General features: G+C 63.1%; 22 protein-coding genes. 7 read left to right on the plus strand and 15 right to left on the minus strand.

From position 1 onward, the window contains the following. Window positions 1–175: 175 nt before the first annotated feature. The 5 genes from OH764_RS01075 to argS form a co-directional block, all read right to left on the minus strand. Window positions 176–994: a cobalamin-binding protein gene (locus tag OH764_RS01075; RefSeq protein ID WP_498847730.1), complete on the minus strand. Its 819-nt coding sequence runs from the start codon at window positions 992–994 to the stop codon at window positions 176–178. Window positions 995–997: 3 nt separating this feature from the next. Next, window positions 998–1,771, minus strand: coding sequence for an SDR family oxidoreductase (locus OH764_RS01080; RefSeq protein WP_498847731.1), 774 nt, complete (start codon window positions 1,769–1,771; stop codon window positions 998–1,000). Between the two features lie 16 nt (window positions 1,772–1,787). Continuing rightward, window positions 1,788–2,426 (minus strand): thiol:disulfide interchange protein DsbA/DsbL, encoded by a 639-nt coding sequence (locus tag OH764_RS01085; RefSeq protein ID WP_498847732.1) that lies wholly within the window; start codon window positions 2,424–2,426, stop codon window positions 1,788–1,790. Window positions 2,427–2,611: 185 nt separating this feature from the next. Continuing rightward, window positions 2,612–3,439 (minus strand): SPOR domain-containing protein, encoded by an 828-nt coding sequence (locus OH764_RS01090; RefSeq protein ID WP_498847733.1) that lies wholly within the window; start codon window positions 3,437–3,439, stop codon window positions 2,612–2,614. A 61-nt stretch (window positions 3,440–3,500) separates the two neighbouring features. Beyond that, complete coding sequence (gene argS, locus OH764_RS01095; protein ID WP_481368573.1) at window positions 3,501–5,303, minus strand: arginine--tRNA ligase; 1,803 nt, start codon at window positions 5,301–5,303, stop codon at window positions 3,501–3,503. 432 nt (window positions 5,304–5,735) lie between these two features. On the opposite strand from argS, the gene OH764_RS01100 reads away from it, so the two are divergent. Further along, on the plus strand, window positions 5,736–6,062 hold the full coding sequence (locus OH764_RS01100) for a DUF1840 domain-containing protein (protein WP_498847734.1): 327 nt from the start codon (window positions 5,736–5,738) through the stop codon (window positions 6,060–6,062). A gap of 174 nt (window positions 6,063–6,236) precedes the next feature. On the opposite strand, the gene OH764_RS01105 is transcribed toward OH764_RS01100, so the two are convergent. The 7 genes from OH764_RS01105 to OH764_RS01135 form a co-directional block, all read right to left on the minus strand. Then, window positions 6,237–6,443, minus strand: coding sequence for an acid-shock protein (locus tag OH764_RS01105; RefSeq protein ID WP_498847735.1), 207 nt, complete (start codon window positions 6,441–6,443; stop codon window positions 6,237–6,239). A gap of 173 nt (window positions 6,444–6,616) precedes the next feature. Next, window positions 6,617–9,334: a homocysteine S-methyltransferase family protein gene (gene metH / locus OH764_RS01110; RefSeq protein WP_498847736.1), complete on the minus strand. Its 2,718-nt coding sequence runs from the start codon at window positions 9,332–9,334 to the stop codon at window positions 6,617–6,619. A 74-nt stretch (window positions 9,335–9,408) separates the two neighbouring features. Further along, complete coding sequence (locus tag OH764_RS01115; RefSeq protein WP_498847737.1) at window positions 9,409–10,479, minus strand: homocysteine S-methyltransferase family protein; 1,071 nt, start codon at window positions 10,477–10,479, stop codon at window positions 9,409–9,411. A 381-nt stretch (window positions 10,480–10,860) separates the two neighbouring features. After that, the gene (locus tag OH764_RS01120) at window positions 10,861–11,118 is read right to left on the minus strand and encodes a BTH_I0359 family protein (RefSeq protein WP_013337859.1); all 258 of its coding nucleotides are present in this window, start codon (window positions 11,116–11,118) and stop codon (window positions 10,861–10,863) included. Window positions 11,119–11,236: 118 nt separating this feature from the next. After that, entirely contained in the window at window positions 11,237–12,025 is a 789-nt protein-coding gene (locus OH764_RS01125; RefSeq protein ID WP_498847738.1) for an alpha/beta hydrolase, read from the minus strand. 200 nt (window positions 12,026–12,225) lie between these two features. Further along, window positions 12,226–13,500, minus strand: a complete 1,275-nt coding sequence (locus tag OH764_RS01130) for a DUF3108 domain-containing protein (protein ID WP_498847739.1) — start codon at window positions 13,498–13,500, stop codon at window positions 12,226–12,228. Between the two features lie 61 nt (window positions 13,501–13,561). Next, window positions 13,562–14,464: an IclR family transcriptional regulator gene (locus OH764_RS01135; protein ID WP_498847740.1), complete on the minus strand. Its 903-nt coding sequence runs from the start codon at window positions 14,462–14,464 to the stop codon at window positions 13,562–13,564. Window positions 14,465–14,625: 161 nt separating this feature from the next. Between OH764_RS01135 and OH764_RS01140 the strand changes: the two genes are divergently transcribed. The 6 genes from OH764_RS01140 (at window position 14,626) to rfaE2 (ending at window position 21,090) form a co-directional block, all read left to right on the plus strand. After that, window positions 14,626–15,609 (plus strand): fumarylacetoacetate hydrolase family protein, encoded by a 984-nt coding sequence (locus OH764_RS01140; protein ID WP_087751018.1) that lies wholly within the window; start codon window positions 14,626–14,628, stop codon window positions 15,607–15,609. A 123-nt stretch (window positions 15,610–15,732) separates the two neighbouring features. Then, on the plus strand, window positions 15,733–17,010 hold the full coding sequence (locus tag OH764_RS01145; RefSeq protein ID WP_498847741.1) for an ABC transporter substrate-binding protein: 1,278 nt from the start codon (window positions 15,733–15,735) through the stop codon (window positions 17,008–17,010). A 36-nt stretch (window positions 17,011–17,046) separates the two neighbouring features. Beyond that, the gene (locus OH764_RS01150; RefSeq protein WP_498847742.1) at window positions 17,047–17,898 is read left to right on the plus strand and encodes an enoyl-CoA hydratase/isomerase family protein; all 852 of its coding nucleotides are present in this window, start codon (window positions 17,047–17,049) and stop codon (window positions 17,896–17,898) included. A 120-nt stretch (window positions 17,899–18,018) separates the two neighbouring features. After that, complete coding sequence (locus tag OH764_RS01155) at window positions 18,019–18,903, plus strand: PhaM family polyhydroxyalkanoate granule multifunctional regulatory protein (protein WP_498847743.1); 885 nt, start codon at window positions 18,019–18,021, stop codon at window positions 18,901–18,903. Window positions 18,904–19,500: 597 nt separating this feature from the next. Continuing rightward, window positions 19,501–20,373, plus strand: coding sequence for a ferritin family protein (locus OH764_RS01160; protein ID WP_027780097.1), 873 nt, complete (start codon window positions 19,501–19,503; stop codon window positions 20,371–20,373). Window positions 20,374–20,607: 234 nt separating this feature from the next. Then, a complete protein-coding gene (rfaE2, locus tag OH764_RS01165) occupies window positions 20,608–21,090 on the plus strand; it encodes a D-glycero-beta-D-manno-heptose 1-phosphate adenylyltransferase (RefSeq protein ID WP_498847744.1) in 483 nt (160 codons plus the stop codon). A 121-nt stretch (window positions 21,091–21,211) separates the two neighbouring features. Here rfaE2 and OH764_RS01170 read toward each other — a convergent pair whose 3' ends face one another. The 3 genes from OH764_RS01170 to OH764_RS01180 all read right to left on the minus strand — a co-directional run bounded on the left by OH764_RS01170 (window position 21,212) and on the right by OH764_RS01180 (window position 23,283). Next, window positions 21,212–21,451 carry a hypothetical protein gene (locus tag OH764_RS01170; RefSeq protein WP_020067099.1) on the minus strand — a complete coding sequence of 80 codons (240 nt, stop codon included), beginning with the start codon at window positions 21,449–21,451 and terminating at the stop codon, window positions 21,212–21,214. 78 nt (window positions 21,452–21,529) lie between these two features. Next, window positions 21,530–22,372: a type III pantothenate kinase gene (locus tag OH764_RS01175; protein WP_498847745.1), complete on the minus strand. Its 843-nt coding sequence runs from the start codon at window positions 22,370–22,372 to the stop codon at window positions 21,530–21,532. After that, window positions 22,369–23,283: a biotin--[acetyl-CoA-carboxylase] ligase gene (locus tag OH764_RS01180; protein WP_498847746.1), complete on the minus strand. Its 915-nt coding sequence runs from the start codon at window positions 23,281–23,283 to the stop codon at window positions 22,369–22,371. The genes OH764_RS01175 and OH764_RS01180 overlap by 4 nt, the downstream gene beginning before the upstream one ends. Window positions 23,284–23,292 lie beyond the last annotated feature (9 nt).

The raw sequence follows: 23,292 nt of genomic DNA on the forward strand, positions 1-23,292 counted from the left end.
GTCGACTTCATTTTGATACGTTTCCAGCGCTCGCGCATGACCGGCATCAGTCGGGATCAACCACGCGATCAACTGACGGACCAGGCGCGCGCCGGCCTTCGCGAAAGCTTATCGAAGGGCCGTTGCGGCGACAACAACATAATCCGCATATTCATATGGAATCGGCGCCGCGGGTTCACGCAGACCCGGCCTGCTTCACCAGATAAGCGATGCCGTCGATAGCGCGCACGCCGTACCACGACACCATCTCGCCATCGATCAACTCAATGCGCTTGCCGGCCATTCGCGGATCTCGTTTGAGCGCATCGCAATGCGCTTGCGTGAAGCGATATGGCTCGCTTGAGAGCAGAATACGGTCGACGCCGGCAAGCCACGGCGAGCGGTCGAAATCGAACGCCGGATAGCGGGCCGCGCCCGCGCTTCCGCCTTGCACGGCGGGTAGCGTGTGCCAGTTCACGAGGCTCAGCATCGCGGAAATGTAAGTGTCGCGCGCGACGGTCATCCAGGGTTCGCGCCAGATCAGATACAGCACGTTCTGCACAGCAAACGCGCGTGAAGCGGCCTCGCGCAGACGCGCTTCGAGCATTGCGGCGAGACGCTGCGCTTCCTTATCCCGATCGAAAATCGCGCCTAGGAGCGCGTATAGCGAAAGGTTGTCGTGCGGTGTCTGCGGATGCGTGACGACGACATGCGGCACGAACGCGCGCAACTGCTCGACGGTGTCGCGCTCGTTCTCGTCGATATTGACGATCAGATGCGTAGGTTGCAGCGCGCGAATCGTTTCGATATTTACCGCTTTCGTGCCGCCGACCTTGGGTACGTTGCGAACCTTGTCGTGCGGATGCACGCAGAAGCCGGTGCGCCCAACGATTTGCCGTTCGAGGCCGAGAGCAAACAGCAATTCGGTGATGCTCGGCACTAGCGAGACGATGCGCGCGCCGGCACCCGCTTTCTCGTGCGCGACGCCGGTTGCATCGACCGCACGCAGTGACATGATTTACTCGGCGACGGCGCGCGGCTTGCGCGGCGCGCGTTCGAACACGCGGTCATAGAGCCAGCGTGGCGCTATATGCAGCAGCATTGCCACCACGCGCATCTGCCAGGGGAACACAGCGTAAGCCGTGCGACGCTCGATCGCATGCGCGGCCTTGGCGGCAAAACGATCCGCGTCCATCAGGAAGGGCATGCTGTACGGATTGTGCGCGGTCATCGGCGTGCGGACATAGCCGGGCGCGATCGTGACCACGCCGACGCCGAGCGGACGCATCTCGACGCGCAGCGCTTCAAGATACTTCGCCGCCGCGGTTTTCGACGCGCTATACGCACCCGAGCCGGGCAAACCGCGCACGCCAGCTACGCTGGCAATGCCGACCAACGTTCCGCGCCTGGCCGCGATCATGGGCGCGGCGAACGGCTCGAATGTGGCGACCACGCCGAAGTAGTTGACGTCCATCACCTCACGGAACGTGCGCAGGTCGCCTTGTCCGGTGACCGCGCCGCGGCTCACGCCTGCATTGGCGATCACGATGTCCGGCACGCCGTGCTGCGCGATGAATTGCGCGGCGGCATCGGCGAGCGCCTCGGCGTCGCGGACGTCGACGGAATAGATGGAAATGGGGTTCTGCGGATGAGACCGCTGGAAGGCAGCAAGGGCGTCGCCGCGGCGGGCAACGAGGCCGAGAATCGCGCCGCGCCGCGCATATTCGGCGGCGAGCGCGAGGCCGATTCCACTTGACGCGCCGGTAATGAAAACTTTCAACGGTGAACTCATTCCGGCGCCTCGGGTTTTACATCTTCTTTGCGCGAACCTGCTGGACCAGGTAGTCGAGCACCTGTACGGTGCCAGGCAGGCTATTGGTGGCGGCCGGGCCGGTTTCATACTTGCCCTGGACCGCGATAGTCGGCACGCCGTCGATCTTGTAGTCGTCGAGCAGCTTCTTGTCTTTCTGCAACGCGCTTTGCGTCGAGAAAGAGTTGTACGCGTCCATGTACTTCTTCGGATCGACGCCGTTTTTCGCGAGGAATTTGGCCTGATCTTCCGGCGTCAGCAGATAGTCTTTATTGACGTGGATTTCGTTGAAGACTTTCGGCGTGAGTTGCGTGGCGAGACCCAGTGCGTCGAGCGCGTGATACATCTTGGAGTGCGGAATGAAATCGTCGCGGAAGGCAACCGGCACGCGCTTGAAAACCACGTCGGCACCTTGCTTCTTCACCCATGCTTCGAGGTACGGGTTGAATTCATTGCAGTGCGGGCAGCCGTACCAGAAGAATTCGGTGACTTCGATCTTGCCGGCGGGCACGTCGGTGGGCTGCGCGCTCGGCAACACCGTGTAGTCCTTGCCCGCGACCGGCGCCGTCGGCGATGCGTGCGCCGTGGCTGCAACGAGCCCAAGCGAGAGGAACAGAATGCTCAGCAGTTTTTTCATGTTTTGTTGACCCAGGTAGGCGTAAAACAGTGGCGCCACGCAAATGCCCGTCACCGTTTTTAAAATCGGCGTTCGACGGTTCTATCGTCCGTCGTGCTCAATCATGCTTATCTTGCTCGCGATTCCTGTGACAGGCGCCGCACACCGATAGTTCGGCGGCGGCGCAGCCGGCGGATCGCTCGCTGTTATTGTTTGGTGAAACGGATGACCGCTGTGTCCACGCCCGCGTCGGACAGGCGCTGACGGTTCGCGTTCATGTCCTCGAACTTCGAAAACGGTCCGATACGTACGCGATAGTACGTGACGCCGCCTGCGTCGCGCTGCGTGACCTTCGACTCGAAGCCCTGGAACGCGAGACGCGCGCGTTGCTGTTCGGCGTCGGCAGCGGTCTTGTACGCGCCCACTTGCAGGAAGTAGCCGGTGTTCGCGTCGGCCGGCGCCGGGGCTGGGCCCGAACCCGGTTTGCCATTTGCGGCCGTGGCCGACGACGTGCTTTTCGGCGCCGAACCCGCAGCCGTGGCTGCTGGCGCGCTGGTAGCTTGCGGCTTCTTCGCGGGCGCGGCGGCGGTGGTGCTGCTGCCGTTATCCTGAGCCGGCTTCGGAGCGACCGCGGTGCCGTTCGAGTTGGCGTTCGGATTATTGCCGATGGTCGGCGGCACTTCGATGATCTGAGGCTGCTCCAGCATGCCCGACTGCGTCTGCGAGTTGGTCTGGCCAGGCGCGGTATTCGGCGGCGCGGGTTGTGCCGCTTGCGGCACCGGCTGACCCGGCGTCTTGCCTTGCAGCGGACGGTTCGGATCGTATTGCGCCTGGCTTGCGCCCGAATCGGATGCAGCAGGCGGCGCCACCTTCGAGACGAACGGCGTAGGCGCACGGGTGATATAAAGCGCCACCACTACCGCGATCGCAAGGCCGACGATGAGGCCCAGCACGATGCCGAGAAAAGTGCCCCCGGTTTGTTTCGATTGCTTTGTTGTGCGGCGTGGTTTTGCCATCGTACGAATTACCTGCAAAAAGAATCCTGGAACGGCCGCCGATTATAACGACGGCCGCATACATGTTGCGCCGGAGGACTTACATCTTGACTGGAGCGGAGACGCCGATGATTGCAAGACCGTTGGCGAGCACCTGACGCGTGGCCGCCAGCAGCGCGACGCGTGCATTGCGTTCGGCGGCATCGTCGACCAGCACGCGCTCGGCTTTGTCATTGTAGAACGAGTGGAATTCCCCGGCGAGGTCGCGCAGATAGAACGCGACCGCGTGCGGCGCGAGTTCGTCGGCGGCATGTTGGAGCATGTCCGGGAACTCGGCGAGCTTGTTCAGCAAAGCCATTGAGCGCTCGCTCGTGAGCGGCGCGAGGTCGACGCTGGCAAGCGCGCTTTCGTCAGTACTTTGATCGCCGCTGTAGCGGGCCTTGCATTCGGCTATCACGGAGCAGATCCGGGCATGTGCATATTGCACGTAGTGCACGGGGTTTTCGTCATTTTGTTTCAACGCGAGGTCGATGTCGAAGACGAACTCGGTATCCGCCTTGCGCGAAATCAGGAAGAAACGCACAGCGTCGCGGCCACGGCGAATCGTTTCTTCGTCGATCAGATCGACAGCGGCTTCAGACCCCGGCGTCGCGCCGCCCGACCATTCGATCAGATCGCGCACCGTCACATAGCTGCCCGCGCGCTTAGAGATCTTCACCTCTTCGCCGTTGCGCATGACCGTGACCATCTTGTGCAGCACGTAGTCCGGGTAGCCTTTCGGAATGCCGATGCCGAGGCCTTGCAGGCCGGCGCGCACACGCGCGATCGTGCCATGGTGATCGGAGCCCTGAATGTTGATGACCTTCGTGAAGCCGCGTTCCCACTTCGCGACGTGATACGCGACGTCCGGCACGAAGTACGTGTACGTGCCGTCGGTTTTGCGCATGACCCGGTCTTTGTCGTCGCCGTCGTCGGTCGTGCGCAGCCAGAGGGCGCCTTCCTGCTCGTAGGTCTTGCCCGCGGCGATCAGCGCTTGCACGGTCTTCTCCACGCGGCCTTCGGTGTAAAGCGACGACTCCAGATAGTACTGGTCGAACTTCACGCCGAACGCCTGCAAGTCCATGTCCTGCTCGCGGCGCAGGTAGGCGACCGCGAAACGGCGGATCGCGTCGAGGTTTTCGACGTCGCCCGCGCCGGTGACGGGTTCACCGTCGCTCGCGGATACCGTGACGCCGTTCATATAGTCTTTCGCGATGTCGGCAATGTACTCGCCGTTGTACGCCGAAGCCGGCCAGCCTTCGTCGCCCGGAGCGAGACCGCGTGCGCGCGCCTGCGTGGACAGCGCGAGCGTTGCGATCTGCACGCCGGCGTCGTTGTAATAGAACTCGCGATGCACGTCCCAGCCTTGCGACGCGAGCACGTTCGACAGCGCGTCGCCGAGCGCGGCCTGGCGGCCGTGGCCGACGTGCAGCGGTCCGGTCGGGTTCGCCGACACGAATTCGATGAGCACATGCTTGCCGGCGTCGCGTTGCGAGCGGCCATATGTCTCTTTCTCGGCGAGCACGGCGGCGATCACGGCCTGCTTCGCCGTGGCGGCGAGGCGCAGGTTGATGAAGCCGGGACCCGCGACTTCGGCGGCTTCGATGAGTCCGCGCGCTTGCGGCTGCGCGAGCAGCGCGTCGACGATCTGTTGCGCGAGCTGGCGCGGATTGGCGCGCAGCGGCTTGGCGAGTTGCATCGCCACATTGCACGCGACGTCGCCATGGGCAGCGACTTTGGGTCGCTCCAGCGCGATGGTGGGCGACACGAACGCGGCTTCGGCCGCACCTTGCGTGGCAAGAGCTACCTGCTTCACCGTGTCGGCGAGCAGTGTTTCAAGAGTATGTTTATGTGCGGGCAGCATGCTTGTTGCGAGTCCAGTGAGGCAATCCGGTGATGCGGAAGAGGCGCCGGCCGCGCGGCAGGCACGGCCGATTCGTCAGAAGCGTGGAAAGCGGCGGTTCGCTCGTCAACGCATCGGCATGACGGACGCGCCATCGGGCACGCAGCCTGCAACACAATAAGCGAGTTGCGCGACGCCCTGCAAAGGCATGGCCGCGGCGGCGTGCAGGCGCGAACCGGCCGGGCTGGCTACGCCGCTTGCACCTGTGCGCTCGGCGCAGCAAGGCGCGCTTTTCCGTCCAGACGGATTTTAGCAGGTGCTAATATGTTCAATCAGATGCCCAGCAAGGGCCCATGCCGCCGCGTCTCTTTGGCGAGCTGACGGAGCGCGTGCTGACGGCTGCATTGAGCGCCGCTCGCGCGTCAATCGAACATAACGAAAAAGGGAACAGTCATGCTGATTACTTTCAAATGTCGCGCTTGCCCAGACGTGATCATGCTCAATAATCTGGCACAGCATCTGGTCGGCATTGTCGGCAAACGTCTAGGTGAACGAGGCGTCATTACGCACGCCGAACTCGCGGACGCTATCACCAAACTCGAAGCGGCCATCACCTTGGACAAGCAGGAACGCGCCGAGCACGACGGCCATTTCCACGAAGGCGAAGAGGGCCACGAGCATCACGAGATTCCGCCTGGACTCGCACAGCGCGCTTACCCGTTCCTCGACATGCTGCGCGCAGCGCAAAAAGAGAACGCAGACATTGTCTGGGGACTGTGATTTCGCGAGCGAGCCGCGCCAACGCGATCGGACCGCGAGGGCTATGCGCGCGCTGTATCTGCCGCAGACCTGATGCCCGGCGGCCCGCGCCTCATGTCTGAATGAAAAAAGAGCCCGCTTGACGCGGGCTCTTTTTTGTTGCGAGGCCGAAAGCGCAGCGGCCGTGCAGCGTGCTTACTGACTGGCGGCTGCCGGAGCGGCTGCGGAAGCTGACTCACCTTTCTTCATTTTTTGCTTCTTCGGTTTCTTGACGTGTTTGACCGTGGGCGGGGAGTACGAACTGACCGCGCTCGAACCGCCGGGAGCGGCAGTTTGCGCGAGCGCCGCCGAAGCGCCCGCGGCAAGCGAAACAGCAGTCAATAACAGCACCAGCTTCTTCATAGGATTTTCTCCGTCGACGGTTGCAATTAGTTGAGCCGACGCGTTTTGGCCGCGTCTGGCGGGTCAAGCCGCCTCAGTCTACAAAGCCGAAAATTACGTTGCCGCAAATATTCAGTCTTTCTCGCCCGATATAGTGGGTTTCCCGCCACGCCGGCAGATCGGCTCTTACCGGCTTAGAGCAACGGCGCCAACGCCCGCTCGGCATCCGCCTTCGAAAGCGACATTCGCTGTGCGTAGTCTTCCAGCTGGTCCTGGCCGATCTTGCCCACCGAGAAATACGTGCTGTCCGGGTGCGCGAGATAGAAGCCGGAGACGCTGGCCGCCGGCAGCATGGCGAGCGATTCGGTCACGCTCATGCCGATGTCGCCCGCTTGCAGCACCTCGAACATGTCACGCTTCACCAGATGGTCCGGGCACGCCGGATAGCCGGGCGCCGGGCGAATGCCGCGATATTTTTCCGCGATCAGGTCGTCGCTCGACAGGTTTTCGGTGCTGGCGTAACCCCACAGGTCGCGCCGCACGCGCGCATGCAGCGCTTCGGCAAAGGCTTCGGCGAAACGGTCAGCAAGCGCCTTCAGCATGATTGCGCTGTAGTCGTCGTGATCCTTTTCGAACTGCTTTTCCTTCACGTCGACGCCGAGACCCGCCGTGACCGCGAACATGCCGATGTAGTCCGCCACGCCCGAATCCTTCGGCGCAATAAAGTCGGCTAGCGAGCGGTTCGGGCGCATCACGCCGTCTACCACCGGCCGCACGCTTTGCTGCCGCAGGTTGCGCCATGTGAGCGCGACTTCGGTGCGCGATTCGTCCGTGTAGATTTCGATGTCGTCGTCGTTGACCGTGTTGGCGGGCAGCAGCGCGATTACGCCGTTTGCCTGCAGCCAGCGACCCTGGATCAGGCGCGCGAGCATCGACTTGCCGTCGGAAAACACGCGCCGCGCCGATTCGCCGACGATCTCGTCGTTCAGGATCGCCGGATAAGGACCGGCGAGGTCCCAAGTCTGGAAGAACGGCCCCCAGTCGATGTAGTTGGCCAGCTCGTTCAAATCGAAGTTCTTGAACACGCGCCGCCCGATAAACTTGGGCTTGACCGGCTGATAGCCTTTCCAGTCGATCGGCGTCTTGTTCGCGCGGGCTTCGGCAAGCGTGACCATCGGCAGCGCCTTTTTATTCGCGTGCTGATTGCGAATGCGCTCGTAGTCGGACTTCAATTCGTCGAGATACTTTGTCGCGCCTTCGTCAGACAGCAGACTCGAAGCGACGGACACCGAACGCGACGCGTCCGGCACGTACACCACGGGGCCTTCGTAATGCGGCGCGATCTTCACTGCGGTGTGCACGCGCGAGGTGGTTGCGCCGCCGATCAGCAGCGGAATCTTCTTCACCCGGAAGTAGTCGTCGCGCTGCATTTCCGACGCGACGTAGGCCATTTCCTCGAGACTCGGCGTGATCAGTCCCGAGAGCCCGATGATGTCCGCGCCTTCGACCTTCGCCTTCGCGAGAATGTCGTTGCATGGAACCATCACGCCCATGTTGACCACTTCGAAGTTATTGCACTGAAGCACCACCGACACGATGTTCTTGCCGATGTCGTGCACGTCGCCCTTAACGGTCGCAATGACGATCTTGCCCTTCGCGCGCACGTCGCCGCCCGCGGCCGCAAGTTGCTTCTTTTCTTCTTCGATGAACGGGATCAGGTGCGCAACCGCCTGCTTCATGACGCGCGCCGACTTCACGACCTGCGGCAGGAACATCTTGCCCTGACCGAAGAGGTCGCCGACGATGTTCATGCCGTCCATCAGCGGGCCTTCGATCACGTTGATCGGACGGCCGCCTGCGGCCGCGATCTTCGCGCGCACTTCCTCGGTATCTTCGACGATGAAGTTCGTAATGCCATGCACGAGCGCATGCGACAGGCGCTTCTCGACCGGCTGGTTACGCCACTCCAGGTTCTCTTCTTTCTTCGCCGCGCCGGTCTTGAATTTGTCGGCGATTTCGAGCAGGCGGTCGGTGCCGTCCTCGCGACGGTTCAGGACTACGTCTTCAACGCGTTCGCGCAGTTCCGGATCGAGGTCGGCATACACGCCGAGCTGCCCCGCGTTGACGATGCCCATGTCCATGCCGGCCTGAATTGCGTGATACAGGAACACGGTGTGAATCGCCTCGCGCACCGGATCGTTGCCGCGGAACGAGAACGACACGTTCGACACGCCGCCGCTCACCTTCGCGTACGGCAGGTTTTCCTTGATCCAGCGCGTCGCGTTGATGAAATCGACCGCGTAGTTGTTGTGTTCTTCGATACCGGTGGCAATCGCGAAGATGTTCGGGTCGAAGATGATGTCTTCCGGCGGAAAGCCCACTTCGTTCACGAGGAAGTCGTACGAGCGCTTGCAAATCTGCGTCTTGCGCTCGAAGGTGTCGGCCTGACCCTGCTCGTCGAAAGCCATGACGACGGCGGCCGCGCCGTAGCGGCGAATCAGGTTCGCGTGATGGCGGAACGCTTCTTCGCCTTCCTTGAGCGAGATGGAGTTGACGATCGCTTTGCCTTGCACGCACTTCAGGCCCGCTTCGATCACTTCCCACTTCGACGAGTCGATCATGATCGGCACGCGCGCGATGTCCGGCTCCGACGCGATCAGATTCATGAAGCGGACCATCGCCGCCTTGGAGTCGAGCATCGCCTCGTCCATGTTCACGTCGATCACCTGCGCGCCGTTCTCCACCTGCTGGCGCGCGACGGCAATGGCTTCGTCGAACTGGTCGTTCAGGATCATTCGTGCGAACGCCTTCGATCCTGTCACGTTGGTGCGCTCACCAACGTTGATGAAAAGCGTCCCGGACGTGACGTTGAACGGCTCTAGGCCGGCAAGGCGCATGGTGTGATCTGTCATGGCGTATATGCGAGTCGATTGCGTGCGTTAGGTGCGGCTCGGTTGCGTCTGCGGTGCGTCTGCATGGACGCCGCTTAGGCGGCGTCGCGATACTGCGTCGGCCATTTGCGCGGCTTCACTTCGGCCAGCGCCTTCGCTATCGCAGCGATGTGCTCCGGCGTCGTACCGCAGCAGCCGCCCGCGATGTTCACGAGACCCGCTTCGGCAAATTCCTTGAGCAGTCCGGACGTGTCGGCCGGCAATTCGTCGAATCCCGTATCGCTCATTGGATTCGGCAAGCCCGCGTTCGGATAGCACGACACATACGTGTCGCAGAGCTTTGCAAGTTCGGCGATGTAAGGGCGCATTAACGCCGCGCCCAGCGCGCAGTTCAGACCGAACGTGAGCGGCTTTGCATGCCGCAGCGAGTTCCAGAATGCCTCGACGGTCTGGCCCGAGAGAATGCGCCCCGAGGCGTCGGTAACCGTGCCGGAGATCATGATCGGCAAACGTTCGCCGGTGTTTTCGAACAGTTCGTCGAGCGCGAAAAGCGCGGCCTTTGCATTGAGCGTGTCGAAGATCGTTTCGACGAGAAACAGGTCCGCGCCGCCCTCTAGCAGCGCCTTTGCCTGCTCGTAATAGGCCGCGCGCAGTTCGTCGAACGTGACGTTGCGCGCGCCGGGATCGTTCACGTCGGGCGAAATGCTCGCAGTCTTCGGCGTCGGTCCGATCGCGCCTGCTACGAAGCGCGGCTTGTCCGGCGTCGAATACTTGTCGCATGCGGCGCGCGCGAGCTTTGCCGACTGCAGGTTCATCTCGACTGCAAGCGCTTCCATGCCGTAGTCCGCCTGCGCGACCGTGGTCGCGCCGAACGTGTTCGTCTCGATGATGTCGGCGCCCGCAGCCAGATACTGCTCGTGAATCTCGCTGATGATCTGCGGCTGCGTGATGGACAGCAGTTCGTTGTTGCCTTTGATGTCGCGCCCGTAGTCCTTGAAGCGCTCGCCGCGATAGCGCGCTTCGTCGAGCTTGTAGCGCTGGATCATCGTGCCCATTGCGCCGTCCAGAATCAGAATGCGCGACTTGAGCAGCGCGGGCAGCGCCGTGCCGCGGGTATAGGCGAGCTCGGGACGGACAGGCTTGGCAGTTTGGGCAGTCTGGTTCATGGCGGACAAGGGCTTGCGCCGGCTTTTTTTGAGAACCAGTCATTGTAGCCGCAGCCGGGCTTATTCGCCGGGCGCGGGCGACGTGGCGCTGACTGGATGTCGCGCGAAGTGCAATTCAGGTCTGGACAAAGGCATCGAGAGACCGCGCAACGCACGACTGCGCGCGAATCTCATGGAACTACGCGCAACACGTCGCGGCGAAGGGACACCACAAGAAGAAAAACGGTTCAGCAGGCTGAGGCCCGCTGAACCGCTTTCATGATTGCCGACCCTCTTACAAATGCCGCCGGGGTGCCGGACGGCGTGGTCGATATATGTCGCCAATAGGTTGAAAACTATACAAACGGTCCTACCGCCGAGAGCATCGGCGCGACCTTAAGGTCAGTGGAGGATTACCGGCTGATGCATCAGGCTGTCGAACTGGCCGAGGAATTCGTCGACTTCGTCTAGCGACGGTTCTTCTTCGATCAGCTTTTGCACGTTCTCGCGAAACCGCGCCGCCATTGCACCGTCAATGTAAATTTCACGCTGCATGTTTTTGTCGACGATCTCGTAGCCACCCGATTTCATGGCCAGCGGGCCTTCTTGCGGCGGAAATTCGACGACACAATAGTTAGGGCTGTTGTAGATCATTTGCATGGCGACACTCCTTATTTCCGTTGGCTCCTGGCCATTCCTGCGCCATACGTGGAGCTTTTGGTGTGGAATTCAAGGGGTGGGTCCGGATTGACGCTTGTAAAAGTTCCGAACCTACCGGTTAGACCGGCCTTTCAAGAAACGTTTCAAGCAGTGCGGCAAAACGTTGAGACTGCTCGACTGGCGCAAGGTGAGCGGCGTCGAGCAATTCGAAGTGAGCGCCTTCAATGGCATCTGCTATCTCCTGACTAGCAGCAGGCCGCGTGCCCGTATCGTGGCGCCCTGCCACGACCAGGGTTGGACAGTGAATCGCTCCCAGCTTACCGCGTACGTCGAAGTCGCGCAGCGCTTCGCACGCCATGGCGTAGCCTTCTGGCAACGTCCGCGTCAGCGCCTCGTGTATCGGCTCCACTGCTTCGGGATGCGCGACCCGAAAATCCTCGGTGAGCCAGCGTTCGAGCGTGGCGGCCGCAAGCGGCGCCATGCCGTCCCGGCGGGCGCTGGCAGCGCGTTGGTCCCATGTGGCGCGGGCCTCTGGCGGATTCGCGGCAACGCTGTCGGCAATGGTGAGCGAGTCCACACGCGACGAGTGGTCCAGCGCGAACTGCTGCGCGATCATGCCGCCCATCGACATACCTACGAGGTGCGTGCTCGGCGCGCCCAGCGCATCGAGCAGCGCGGCAAGGTCGCCGGCAAGATCGCCAACCGAGAACGGTTCTTTTGACAATGCCGCTTGGCCGTGACCCCGCACGTCGTAGCGCAGAACCGTATAGTCGTCGCGAAAATAGCCTGCGAGCTGGTCCCACACGGATAGATCGCCGCCTAATTGATGAATGAACGTAAGCCAGGGGCCGCCGCCTTCATTGCTCAGCACGTAGCGCGTCTCGATTCCGTTGATGTTCACTTGCATGCGGGCTCCTTTAAGGGGATCGCAGTGGAAGAATTGGTCGAGGCCTGACGTGTATGCGCATATACGCACATACGTATGTGGCCCGCCAACGGTTGCATCAGATGATGCAGAGTCGGCGTCGAGACGGAAGTTTCGCGAGTATGTGCGAGGCACTATTCGAGTGCATGCCCGCATTGCCGCCGGTGCCGGCGGGCTTTGTATCAGGGCTTGATGTTGCCGGACGTGTCGTCGGTACCGGTCGGATTGACAGGTGGGCCTGGCGGCGACGCCACCGGCGCGGCTGGCGCTGCGTCTGAGGCGGCTGTCGGCGCGGCTGAAGGTGATGCATCCGGCGATATATCGGACGAGCCCGCGTTGTTATCGACACTGGTCTTGCCACGCCACACCAGTTCGAACTGGGTGCCGTTCGGCTCCGTCTGCACGAGTCGCGCGGGTAGCCAGCCGAGTGAAGGCGCGAGCCATACGTCGATGCGGCGCTGGTCGCCCTGGCGGCGCGGCAGCCGCTTGAAATGACGCGTTTGCAGATAGCCCTGCGCGGCGCGAATGGTTTCATCGCCGATGGTCTCGACTGGCCAGTTTTCACCACTGTCGCTGTCTACGACAAAAAACTGCCGCGTCACGCCCGGCTTGTAGGCATCGGGGTCGCCGCGCACCAGGCTTGCCAGCTGCATGATCATGCTGAAGCGGTCCTGCGCGCCGTCGGGCAATGGCAGCGTGGCGGGTGTTCGCGTGAAGGCGATCTTTTTGTCGGCGCGGTTGAAGATGGAAACATCTTCCACGCGGTGACCGCGCTTTTCCACGTATTGCTCAGGAGCGAGGCCGAATGCATCAATACGGCCATGGCTCGAATACACGAAGGTGCCGACAAACGGTAAGGGCACCGAAACCACCATTTCGTAACTTTGCGCGCTGCTGGTCCAATGAATGGTGCCGGGCTGGTTTCGCACGCCGTTGTAAAACGTGTCGTACTGGAGTTCGCCGGACGGCGGGACCGAGAACTTGACGCCGGGCGCCGCTGGGGCCGCTTGCACCGCGCTTGCCGTCGCGCTCGCGGGCGCGGAGTTTGCGGCGCTCGCCGCCACTGTGTTTGCGGCAGGCGCGCTGGCGGCGGTGTCCGATGCGGCGATAGCGGCGTCGACGGTGGGCTTCTCGGCCGGTCGCAACGCGGTCAACACATGCTCGCGCGGCTTGCCGGCGGCGGGCTTGCGTTTTCGCTCGGGCGCGGACGTCGCCGGGGCCGGGGCAGCCGGATTGCGCTCGATACGTTCCGGTTTAAGAAGCGCAACCTGCACTGGGACATGTTCGTCGTCGGATGGATTCAGCGTCGCGCGGTGGCGCTCAACCCATTGCGCGGCGATCCAATGGAGAACGCCGACCACGAGCAGGACCGCGATCCAGCGCCACGTACGCCAACGGACGCGCGGCTCGTCAGCGAGCGTCAGATCGGACTGGCGTGCGGCGGAAGGTAGGGCCATCGGCGATTGAATGCGTGCAGTGAGGGCGCAAAGTGCGAATGAATGGATGCGGCGGCGAGTCTCAACGCGGCGTCGGACTATATCCCAGCTCGTACGACAGCTTTTGCGCGCATTCCCGCAGCGCCGTGTCGATTTCGCCGCCCCAGCCGATGTCGAACGCGCCTTCGTGACCGAGCGCGACGAGGCCGAGCGCCAGTTCGCCAGTCGAGTCGAACACCGGCATGCAGAACGCGTGAATGGTCGGCAGCAACATGCCTTCGACACGCGCCGCTTCATGCTCGCGCACGTCCGCCAGCACCCGTTCAACTTCCTCGCGGGTACACGGCACGCCCAGATGCGATGAGCGGCGGGTGTCGGCCAGTTCGCGCTCCAGCATTGCGCCGGTCTTGCCCGCGGGCAGATAGGCCGCAAAGAGCAGGCCCGTGGCGGAACTGAGGAGCGGCATCACGTCGCCGAGTTTCAACGACGCCTTCGCCGGATGGCTCGATTCCATCCAGTGAACCATGGTCGGCCCCTGATTGCCCCAAACGGCGATGCCGACGGTCAGGTCCAGCCGGTCGCGCAATTCCGCGAGCGCGATCCGCGCGAGCTTCACGCCGTCGACGCGGGCAAGTCGCGCGAGTCCGAGTTGCAATGCGAAGCCGCCCAGTTCGTATCGGCCGGAGAGCGGGTCTTGCGAGACGACGCCGAGACGTAGAAAGCTCACCAGATAGCGATGCGCCTTGGCTGGACTCATGCCGGCGCGCTGAGCGAGATCGCGCAGCATCATGGCGCGCGGTTCGCGGGTCAGCACGTCGAGCAGCTTGAAACCGACTTCGATCGACTGGATGCCCGAGCGCAGCTTTTCCTCGCCGGCGTCGGCTGCGTCGGTGGTTTCGGCGGTCTCGTCGTCGATGTCGGACGCTTCGGCGGCGTCGGCGTCCGCGCGGTTAGGAATTGTGCCGGAGCGGGCAGTGTTCGGCATGAGCAAGGCGCGCGAAGCGCGTTCAGAAGCGATGAAAGAAAGCCGGCCGCAGAGCCCGCGCGATGCGCCCGACAGCGGTTTCGGCAAGGCGGGCTTGGGCAGCGCCGATTCACCATCGTAGAATAGATTCCCTCTATCGTCACTAACCCGGTTCATCATCCATGAAACTTGCCACGCTGAAAGACGGCACGCGCGACGGCCAACTGATTGTCGTGTCCCGCGACCTGCACACGGCGGCCGTTGCCGACGCGATCGCGCCCACGTTGCAGCGCGTGCTCGACGACTGGACCTTCTACGCGCCGCAACTGCACGACCTGTACGACGCGCTCAACCAGGGGCGGGCGCGCAATACATTTTCATTCGACGCAAGCGACTGCATGGCGCCGCTGCCCCGCGCTTTCCAATGGGCGGACGGGTCGTCGTATGTGAATCACGTTGAACTGGTACGGCGCGCTCGCGGCGCGGAAATGCCGCCGGAATTCTGGACCGATCCGCTCATGTACCAGGGCGGCAGCGACGACTTCATCGGTCCGAAAGACGACGTGGTCTGTGCATCCGAAGCGTTCGGCATCGACTTCGAGGCAGAAGTTGCCGTTATCACCACGGACGTGCCGATGGGCGCGACGCCCGAGCAGGCGCTCAAAAGCGTGCGTCTGATTACGCTCGTCAACGACGTCTCGCTGCGCAACCTGATTCCCGCCGAACTCGCAAAGGGCTTCGGGTTTTTCCAAAGCAAGCCGGCGTCTTCGTTCGCACCGGTCGCCGTGACGCCCGACGAACTCGGCGAACACTGGCGCGAAGGCCGGGTGCACCGGCCAATGATCGTCCATTGGAATGGCAAGAAAGTCGGCCAGCCAGACGCCGGCACGGACATGGTGTTCCACTTCGGCCAGCTGATCGCGCATGCGGCGAAAACGCGCAATTTGCGAGCGGGCGCGATTGTCGGATCGGGCACGGTCTCCAACAAGGACGCGAAGCGCGGCTATTGCTGTATCGCCGAAAAACGCTGCCTCGAAACGATTGAGCATGGCGCGCCGCAGACCGAGTTCATGAAGTACGGCGACACGGTGAAGATCGAAATGTTCGATGAAGCGGGCAAGTCGATTTTCGGCTCCATCGAGCAGAGCATCGCACCGCTCGACTGAAGCGGCACGGCGCATCGTCCGAAAGGGTTTCGCCCGATGCCGCTGCCATCGCGCGCCGCTACACTGACTGGCGCGGCGGCATCGGCGGCATATCAAAACGAAAAACTCATGTGAGGAGACACCATGCGGCGAGCTGGATCGATTGACGCGGGATTGGGGAGCGCTGGCGCGCGCGGTCTGCATGCGAGCGCATGGCGGCCGCGGCTGAATGGGCTGGAAAAGTTGAAGCCGAGCAGGCGGCTCGCCAGAGCCGCGGCTCGTGTCGCCGCATTGTGTACGGCGCTTGTATGCCTGTCGCCCGCGGCGGCGCTGGCTCAGGTGAAGATCGGGCTCGTGCTCTCGCTGACCGGGCCCGCCGCGTCGCTCGGCATTCCTGCGCGCGATACGGCGACGTTGCTGCCGAAACAGATCGGCGGCCAGAGCGTCGAATACATCGTGCTCGACGATGCGTCGGACACGACCCAGGCTGTCCAGGACACCAAGAAGCTGATTTCCGAAAATCATGTCGACGCGATCATCGGTTCATCTATTACGCCGAACTCGCTGGCAATGATCGACGTGGTCGCCGACGGAGCCACGCCGATGATCTCGCTTGCGTCGTCGGCGAAAATCATTGAACCCGTTGATGCCAAGCGCCATTGGGTCTTCAAGACTCCGCAAACGGATGCGATGATGGCTTCGGCAATCGCCGAGCACGCAAGCACACGCGGCGTGAAAACTGTCGCGTTCATCGGTCAGGCCGATGCGCTCGGCGAGACCTTCTACGCCGAAGTCGCGAAGTTCGCGCAGCTTCATCACATGCAGATGGTGGCGAGCGAGCGGTTCAATCGCACCGACCCCAGCGTGACGGGTCAGGTGCTGAAAATCCTTGCAACGCATCCCGATGCAGTGGTGGTGGGCGCGGCCGGCACGCCCGCGGCGCTGCCCCCGAAGACGCTGCGCGAGCGCGGCTACAAAGGGCTGATCTATCACAATCACGGCGTGGGCAATAACGACTTCCTGCGCGTGTGCGGCGCCGACTGCAACGGCACCTTCCTGCCCGCAAGCCCAGTGCTGGTCGCGGCGCAATTGCCCGCCGATCATCCGGCGAAGCGCCTCGCGCTCGATTACATCGCGCGCTTCGAAGCGCTGCGTGGGCCGGGCAGCGTCTCGGCATTCGGCTCCTACACGTGGGACGCGGGCATGTTGCTCAGCCACGCCGTGCCGATCGCGTTGAAAACAGCCGCGCCGGGTACGCCGGAATTTCGCCGCGCGCTGCGCGACGCACTCGAAGGCACGCGCGGTCTCGCGGATACCAACGGCGTCGTCAACATGAGCGCCGGGGACCACCTGGGGCTCGACCAACGTGCGCGCGTCATGGTCGAAATCAGCGGCGGCAAATGGGTTTATCAGCCGCGCTAAGCGATGCGCGCATCACGCACACACGGATCGATCACCATGACTGAACATCCTCACAGCAACGATGCGTTCTACGCACGTTACCAGTCGCTCAAGTTGCATCGTCGTCCGCACGGGGTACTCGAAGTCGTGATGAGCGGCGAAGGCGCGAACAGGAGCGCGCTTGCCACTGCCGACGCGCGCATGCATTACGAACTCGCGGAAATCTGGCGCGACATCGATCGCGATCCCGACACGCGCGTCGCCATCATTCGCGGCGAGGGCAAGGGCTTCTCGGCGGGCGGCGATCTGCAACTGGTCGAAGACATGGCTACCGACTTCGACGTGCGCGCGCGCGTGTGGCGCGAGGCTCGCGATCTGGTCTACAACGTCATCAACTGCAGCAAACCGATCGTCTCGGCAATGCACGGTCCGGCCGTCGGCGCGGGTCTGGTCGCGGGTCTGCTTGCCGATATTTCGATCGCGTCGAAGACTGCGCGCATTATCGACGGGCACACACGACTCGGCGTAGCCGCCGGCGACCACGCGGCAATAGTCTGGCCGCTACTGTGCGGCATGGCGAAGGCCAAGTACTACCTGATGCTGTGCGAGCCGGTGAGCGGCGCGGAGGCGGAGCGCATCGGGCTCGTGTCGCTTGCGGTCGACGAAAACGATCTGCTGCCCAAAGCATTTGAAGTCGCGCAGAAGCTCGCGCACGGTTCGCAAACCGCGATCCGCTGGACGAAGTACGCGTTGAACAACTGGCTGCGCTCGGCAGGCCCCACTTTCGATGCGTCGCTTGCGCTGGAGTTCATGGGGTTCGCCGGACCGGACGTGCGTGAAGGCGTGAACTCGCTGCGCGAGCGGCGTGCGCCGGATTTTGGCGGCGCAGACCCTTGGCGCGCACGGTAACGGATGCAGTGCGATTCCGGTGCACCCGCGCTGTATGATCAGTTTCAGGCGCGCTCAATGCGCTCTTGGGTTCGCGTTTTTCCTTCCGCGCTTTTTTGTTAATGCAGCGAGGCGACAAGCATGACTGACACATCTGGTTCAACGCCGCCGTTCCCTGGCTTCCCCGGTTTTCCGCCCGCCGAGATGCTCGAACACATGTGGGGCATGATGCGCATGTCGCCGTTCGGCTCCGCGTTCTCCGGCGCATCATCGGGCGCGGGGGTGGGCGCGGGCATGGGCCCGTCGCTGTCGATGATGTCCGACATGATGGCGCCGCTTACCAACGTCGAAGAACTCGATAAGCGCATCACCGACATGCGCGCGGTCGAGCAATGGCTGAAGCTGAACCTGAGCATGCTGCAGTCCGCGATTCAGGCGCTCGAAGTGCAGCGCGCGACGCTTGCGACGCTGCGTGCATTCGGCGCGTTTGCGCAGCAATCGATGAGTCAGCCGGCGGCGTCGCCGGCGCCGGCCCCCGCGCCGAGCCCGTCGCCGAGCCCGTCGCCGACTAGCGGCTGGCCTCATCCGGAGCCGGCGGCTTCGGCTGAAAACTCGGCTACCGCCGGATCGTCGGACGACGATGAAGGCACACCTGCCACTCCGCCGTTCGACGCATCGGCATGGTGGAATCTGCTGCAATCGCAATTCAACCAGATCGCGCAATTCGCGATGACTCAGCCGGCGGCGAGTGCCGCGGGAGCGGCCGGGAGCGGCGGCACGCAAGCCGGGACTGACGAGGACGCTGCCGACGAGGCGAGCGAGGCAGTTGGCGGGGCGACCGATGTTCCGCGACCGTCGCCCGAGGACGAAGCCACCGCAGCGTCGGCAAGTTCGGCTGAAGGCGCTGGATCTGCTGGACAGTCTGCGGCGAAGCGGCCGGCGGCGAAGCGCGCGCCGTCAACCACAAAGCGCGCAGCGGCCGGTACGGCAAGCAGCGGGGCGAAGCCGCCAAAAAAATCCCTGTGACGATGTGCTGCCGGAGGCAGGCGGCGGGAGGCGGCCGCGCCCGCTGTCGCCGGCAACCGGCCAGAAAAATCGCCGGCTGTCACCGTTTTGACCCCGTCGCGAGCCACACTCCGCCGATTGCACAGTCGTTGAGACAGGTCAACCAGGCATCGGAATTGCGTCCCCTATCGCGCGGGTTTGAGGAAGTCAGCGTGCTATCATTGGAAGGCATTTGTTTGGTTTTGGGCGTGCGCTGAAAACAACCAACCAGCCGCCCAGGCTCCATTCACCGCCGGCATCACCGGCGCAGGGCTGGACGGTGCGGTTTTCATCGCAAACTGGCTCGACCTCAGGCTTAGGGTATCCCTCACCCACGGTTGGCCGCGCAGTGCGTGACTTTGAGCGTGTAACTTTGCGTTAGCCGCTCCCCGCGTGAACGCCCGGACTTCTTCGCTGGCCGTGCATCCAGGCGGCCGGTTACCGCGTAAAATTGAAGGCTTGGCCGGCGAACGGCGCGTCATTCGGGTACAGCACCCGGCGCGTTTCGTTCGTGGTCAGGAAAGTGCTACACGTAGTAGTGACAGACACAAACAGTATGTGCAGAACAGGGGTGGGACTATGAACACCATGCTTTACCCGGAACTTTATAAATCGCTCGAATCCGTTCGATGGGACATGGAGAAAGACATTCCCTGGGACAAGTTCGATGCATCGCTATTGACCGACGAGCAGGCTGCGACGATCAAGATGAACGCGATCACCGAATGGTCGGCGCTGCCCGCCACGGAAATGTTTCTGCGTGACAACCATCACGACAGCGATTTCTCCGCGTTCATGAGCGTGTGGTTCTTTGAAGAACAGAAGCATTCGCTGGTGCTGATGGAATATCTGCGCCGCTTCAAGCCGGAAATGTGCCCCACCGAAGAAGAGCTGCACGCCGTGCGCTTCGAATTCGACCCGGCGCCGCCGCTTGAAACGCTGATGCTGCACTTCTGCGGCGAGATCCGCCTGAATCACTGGTACCGCCGTGCTGCGGAATGGCATACCGAGCCGGTCATCAAGCACATCTACGAAACCATTTCGCGCGACGAGGCGCGGCATGGCGGCGCTTACCTGCGCTACATGAAGAAAGCCATGGTGCAAACGGGCGATATCGCGCGGGCCGCTTTTGCAAAGATCGGCGTGCTGATGGCGTCGGCGCGTCGCACTGAAAAGCCGTTGCATCCCACGAATCTGCACGTCAATCAGGCATTGTTTCCGCGCGACACGATCCAGTCCCGCCTGCCCGACCCCGAATGGCTCGAACGCTGGCTCGACGAGCAGATCCGCTTCGACGACGGTTGGGAAAAGAAGGTTGTCGAGCGTATTCTGCATAACCTGTCGCTGCTGTTCGAGCGCACGTTCACTACCGCGCAGGAACTGAACCGCTACCGCAAGGAAGTGGTGACGCGGCTGCAGGCCGACCAGAAGTCTGCCGAACAGCCGGCTTGAATGTAGCCTCGTGGATCCGGGTTCGCGGGTCGCGCATAATGCAAAGCTAGCGCCGCGCTGCGGTTCGGCGCTCTAAAACGGTCTGGCAGGCGCGAGCTTGCCGGACCGTTTTGTTTGGTTTGCGCGTGATTTCGATGCTCGCCCTTTACGCTTGACCAGGCTGCGCGAGCGTCATGGCCCACGTTGCATACGCCGTATCGCGACGGCAAATCTCTGTATCTTCCATATCTCCAAATGGCCGCTATTTTCGAACGCAAGATTCTTACTCGCGACGCGCTGGTCGCGCTGCGCCCTTCGCTGAACGCGCCGGTCGTATTTACGAACGGCGTGTTCGACATCCTGCATCGCGGGCATGTGACCTATCTCGCGGATGCCAAAGCGCAGGGCGCTTGCCTGATCGTCGGCGTGAACAGCGACGCGTCGGTCCGTATGCTGGGCAAGGGCGATGACCGGCCGATCAACAACGAAGCCGACCGGATGGCTTTGCTCGCGGCGCTGGAGAGCGTCGACTACGTGGTTTGCTTCGGGGAAAAGACGCCTGTCGAACTGATCTCGGCGCTACGTCCGGATGTGCTCGTCAAGGGCGGCGACTACGACATGGATACGTTGCCGGAGTCGGCGATCGTGCGCGGCTGGGGCGGCAAGGCGTTGGCGATTCCGTTCGAGCATGACCGCTCGACCACGGCGCTGCTCAAGAAGGTTCGTACGCACGGCTAAGCACGAGCGGGCGAGCACGGCGCAAAGTCTGTATGGCCTGGGCTTGCGCTTGCACAGTTAGATGCGCCCCCGACGCGCCGCTGCAATATCCGGCACCAACTCTCAGCTTCGATTTTTCGCTTTATTGCGGCAACGCCGACGCCGCGATCGGCGCCACCGGTGCCGCCGCACCGACAACAGCCTGATCAGCGGCGTCCGTGGCAGTGACCGGGCGCACCTTCAACCAGTCCGGATGGACTTCACGGCTCAGGTGATTGGGTTCGCGCCCGCTCGCGGTGGGCGTCGGGCCGAACACGCCGCGCACTGCGACGAATGCCAGAAGGTTAGCCAGGAACAGTATGGCGATCAGCCAGCGCAGCATCGTTATATTTTCCCTTCCAGAAGTTGACCGCCGATGTGGCTCAGACGCGAAGCTCAGCCATCACATTTATCCGGTGTTCTACACGCCGTGTTCAGAAGCGCGCTCGGAAGCTATCAGTGCAAGCCCAGACAAAACCAGTGAATCGTGGCGAGTATGCGGCACTTTGAGTGCGCTCGCCACTTCGTCTGCAGCACCGCCGCCGACCACGAGGCGCACCGGCACCTGCCATTCGTCCGTCAGGTCGCGCCATGTCCGCTCGACGAGTCCTGCTTGTGCCAGCGTGCAGCCGGCGGATAGCGAACTTGGCGTATCCGTCGCGAAGAACGGGCCACGTCGGGCTGCGTCCTGCTTAACAGCGGAACTCGCCAGAAGGCCGCGCGCGGCGTTAGCGTCGAGCGTCGGCAATTGAGCCGTGTGCTCGCCGAGCGAGCGCATCATCAACGTCCAGCCTGGCGCGATGAGTCCGCCCACGAAGCGGCCGTCCGCGCGCAACGCCTCGAGCGTGGTCGCGGTTCCGAAGGTCGCAATGAGCAGATGCTCGCCGGGAAATGCCGCGTGCGCGCCGATCATGCCGGCCCAGCGGTCGCTGCCGAGCGCGTGCGGCGTCGTGTACGTGTTGGTCACGCCGCATTGCTGCTCGCGTGCGCGGATCGTGGTGAGCGGCAGATGCGGCCATTGCGCGTCGACCAACGCCGCGATTCGCTCACCCGCGGTGTCGCCGGCGACGTTCGATAACCATGCGCCGCGAGGCGCGGGCAAGTTCGCCCACTGCGTCACTCCCTCAGTAACCCATTGAGACTGATCTGCGCCGCCATGCGCCAGCGCGCCACCGGCGATCTGCGTCCCGTCAGCCTCCACCATCGCCCATTTGACGCGGCTATTGCCCGCGTCGATCAAAAGATGACGCGCGCCGCTCGTCATGCAGCACCGTCGGCCAGACGCAGCGATACGTCGCCGGTCGCGATGCTCTGCCGGCCCGCGTCTGTATCGAGCAACAACTGGCCGCGCTCATCGACGCCCGCAGCGACGCCACGCGTGACTTCCGCGCCCTGTTCGAGCAGCACGACCTCACGGCCGGCGTACGCATGCATTGCGTTCCAGCGCGCCTGGAACGGCGCGAATCCTTCCGCGCCGAAGCGCTGCAACGCGGGCTCCAGTGCATTGAGCTCGGCGGCGAGCGTATCCGTGAGGTTCGCGTTGGGCAGCGCGCGCTGCAGCGCGGTCGGTGCCGTGCCGCGCACCTGCGGCGGCGACCCGGTGTTGAGCGCGCCGATTTTCGCGGCGAGTTCGTCGGCGCCCTTTACATTGGTGCCGATGCCGATCACAACGGCGCTCGCGTCCTCCGTACTCCAGGCGGTCTCGATCAGGATGCCGGCGAGCTTGTCGCCTTCGAGCAATATGTCGTTCGGCCACTTCAGCGCAATCTGGCCGGGGCCCGCGACAGGCAACGAGCGCAGTCCGTCGACGAGCGCGACGCCCACCGCGAGGCTCAATCCCGCCAGTCCTTCTAGCGGACGCGGCAGCACGCAGGCGACCGAAAACAGCAGCGCATTGCCCGGCTCCGCGTACCACGGACGCCCGCGCCGGCCGCGTCCGGCGGTCTGCAGGTAAGCCACCCGCACGATCGGCCGCGGCAGCGCGCCCGCCTTGCGCGGTAGCGCCTTCACGCGGGACATGAGGTCGGCGTTGGTCGAGCCGGTTTCCTCGACGATTTCGATCGGCCAGTCATGCGCATGCGCGCCGAAAAGAGCGACGGCGCGTTCACGGTCGATACGCCAGTCGGCTGCGTTCGCGGCAGCGGCCGGTCCTTTGGGAGGAGTGGAAGCGTTCATGTCCCATAT

This window comes from Burkholderia sp. M6-3 (genome assembly GCF_050858985.1).
Lineage (GTDB): Bacteria > Pseudomonadota > Gammaproteobacteria > Burkholderiales > Burkholderiaceae > Paraburkholderia > Paraburkholderia caledonica.

What these genes read in the sequence shown, in the direction of transcription:
- OH764_RS01075 (WP_498847730.1), bottom strand. Translation starts at nt 994, where the DNA reads ATGTCACTGCGTGCGGTCGATGCAACCGGCGTCGCGCACGAGAAAGCG.
- OH764_RS01080 (WP_498847731.1), bottom strand. Translation starts at nt 1,771, where the DNA reads ATGAGTTCACCGTTGAAAGTTTTCATTACCGGCGCGTCAAGTGGAATC.
- OH764_RS01085 (WP_498847732.1), bottom strand. Translation starts at nt 2,426, where the DNA reads ATGAAAAAACTGCTGAGCATTCTGTTCCTCTCGCTTGGGCTCGTTGCA.
- argS (WP_481368573.1), bottom strand. Translation starts at nt 5,303, where the DNA reads ATGCTGCCCGCACATAAACATACTCTTGAAACACTGCTCGCCGACACG.
- OH764_RS01100 (WP_498847734.1), top strand. Translation starts at nt 5,736, where the DNA reads ATGCTGATTACTTTCAAATGTCGCGCTTGCCCAGACGTGATCATGCTC.
- OH764_RS01105 (WP_498847735.1), bottom strand. Translation starts at nt 6,443, where the DNA reads ATGAAGAAGCTGGTGCTGTTATTGACTGCTGTTTCGCTTGCCGCGGGC.
- metH (WP_498847736.1), bottom strand. Translation starts at nt 9,334, where the DNA reads ATGACAGATCACACCATGCGCCTTGCCGGCCTAGAGCCGTTCAACGTC.
- OH764_RS01115 (WP_498847737.1), bottom strand. Translation starts at nt 10,479, where the DNA reads ATGAACCAGACTGCCCAAACTGCCAAGCCTGTCCGTCCCGAGCTCGCC.
- OH764_RS01120 (WP_013337859.1), bottom strand. Translation starts at nt 11,118, where the DNA reads ATGCAAATGATCTACAACAGCCCTAACTATTGTGTCGTCGAATTTCCG.
- OH764_RS01125 (WP_498847738.1), bottom strand. Translation starts at nt 12,025, where the DNA reads ATGCAAGTGAACATCAACGGAATCGAGACGCGCTACGTGCTGAGCAAT.
- OH764_RS01130 (WP_498847739.1), bottom strand. Translation starts at nt 13,500, where the DNA reads ATGGCCCTACCTTCCGCCGCACGCCAGTCCGATCTGACGCTCGCTGAC.
- OH764_RS01135 (WP_498847740.1), bottom strand. Translation starts at nt 14,464, where the DNA reads ATGCCGAACACTGCCCGCTCCGGCACAATTCCTAACCGCGCGGACGCC.
- OH764_RS01140 (WP_087751018.1), top strand. Translation starts at nt 14,626, where the DNA reads ATGAAACTTGCCACGCTGAAAGACGGCACGCGCGACGGCCAACTGATT.
- OH764_RS01145 (WP_498847741.1), top strand. Translation starts at nt 15,733, where the DNA reads ATGCGGCGAGCTGGATCGATTGACGCGGGATTGGGGAGCGCTGGCGCG.
- OH764_RS01150 (WP_498847742.1), top strand. Translation starts at nt 17,047, where the DNA reads ATGACTGAACATCCTCACAGCAACGATGCGTTCTACGCACGTTACCAG.
- OH764_RS01155 (WP_498847743.1), top strand. Translation starts at nt 18,019, where the DNA reads ATGACTGACACATCTGGTTCAACGCCGCCGTTCCCTGGCTTCCCCGGT.
- OH764_RS01160 (WP_027780097.1), top strand. Translation starts at nt 19,501, where the DNA reads ATGAACACCATGCTTTACCCGGAACTTTATAAATCGCTCGAATCCGTT.
- rfaE2 (WP_498847744.1), top strand. Translation starts at nt 20,608, where the DNA reads ATGGCCGCTATTTTCGAACGCAAGATTCTTACTCGCGACGCGCTGGTC.
- OH764_RS01170 (WP_020067099.1), bottom strand. Translation starts at nt 21,451, where the DNA reads ATGCTGCGCTGGCTGATCGCCATACTGTTCCTGGCTAACCTTCTGGCA.
- OH764_RS01175 (WP_498847745.1), bottom strand. Translation starts at nt 22,372, where the DNA reads ATGACGAGCGGCGCGCGTCATCTTTTGATCGACGCGGGCAATAGCCGC.
- OH764_RS01180 (WP_498847746.1), bottom strand. Translation starts at nt 23,283, where the DNA reads ATGAACGCTTCCACTCCTCCCAAAGGACCGGCCGCTGCCGCGAACGCA.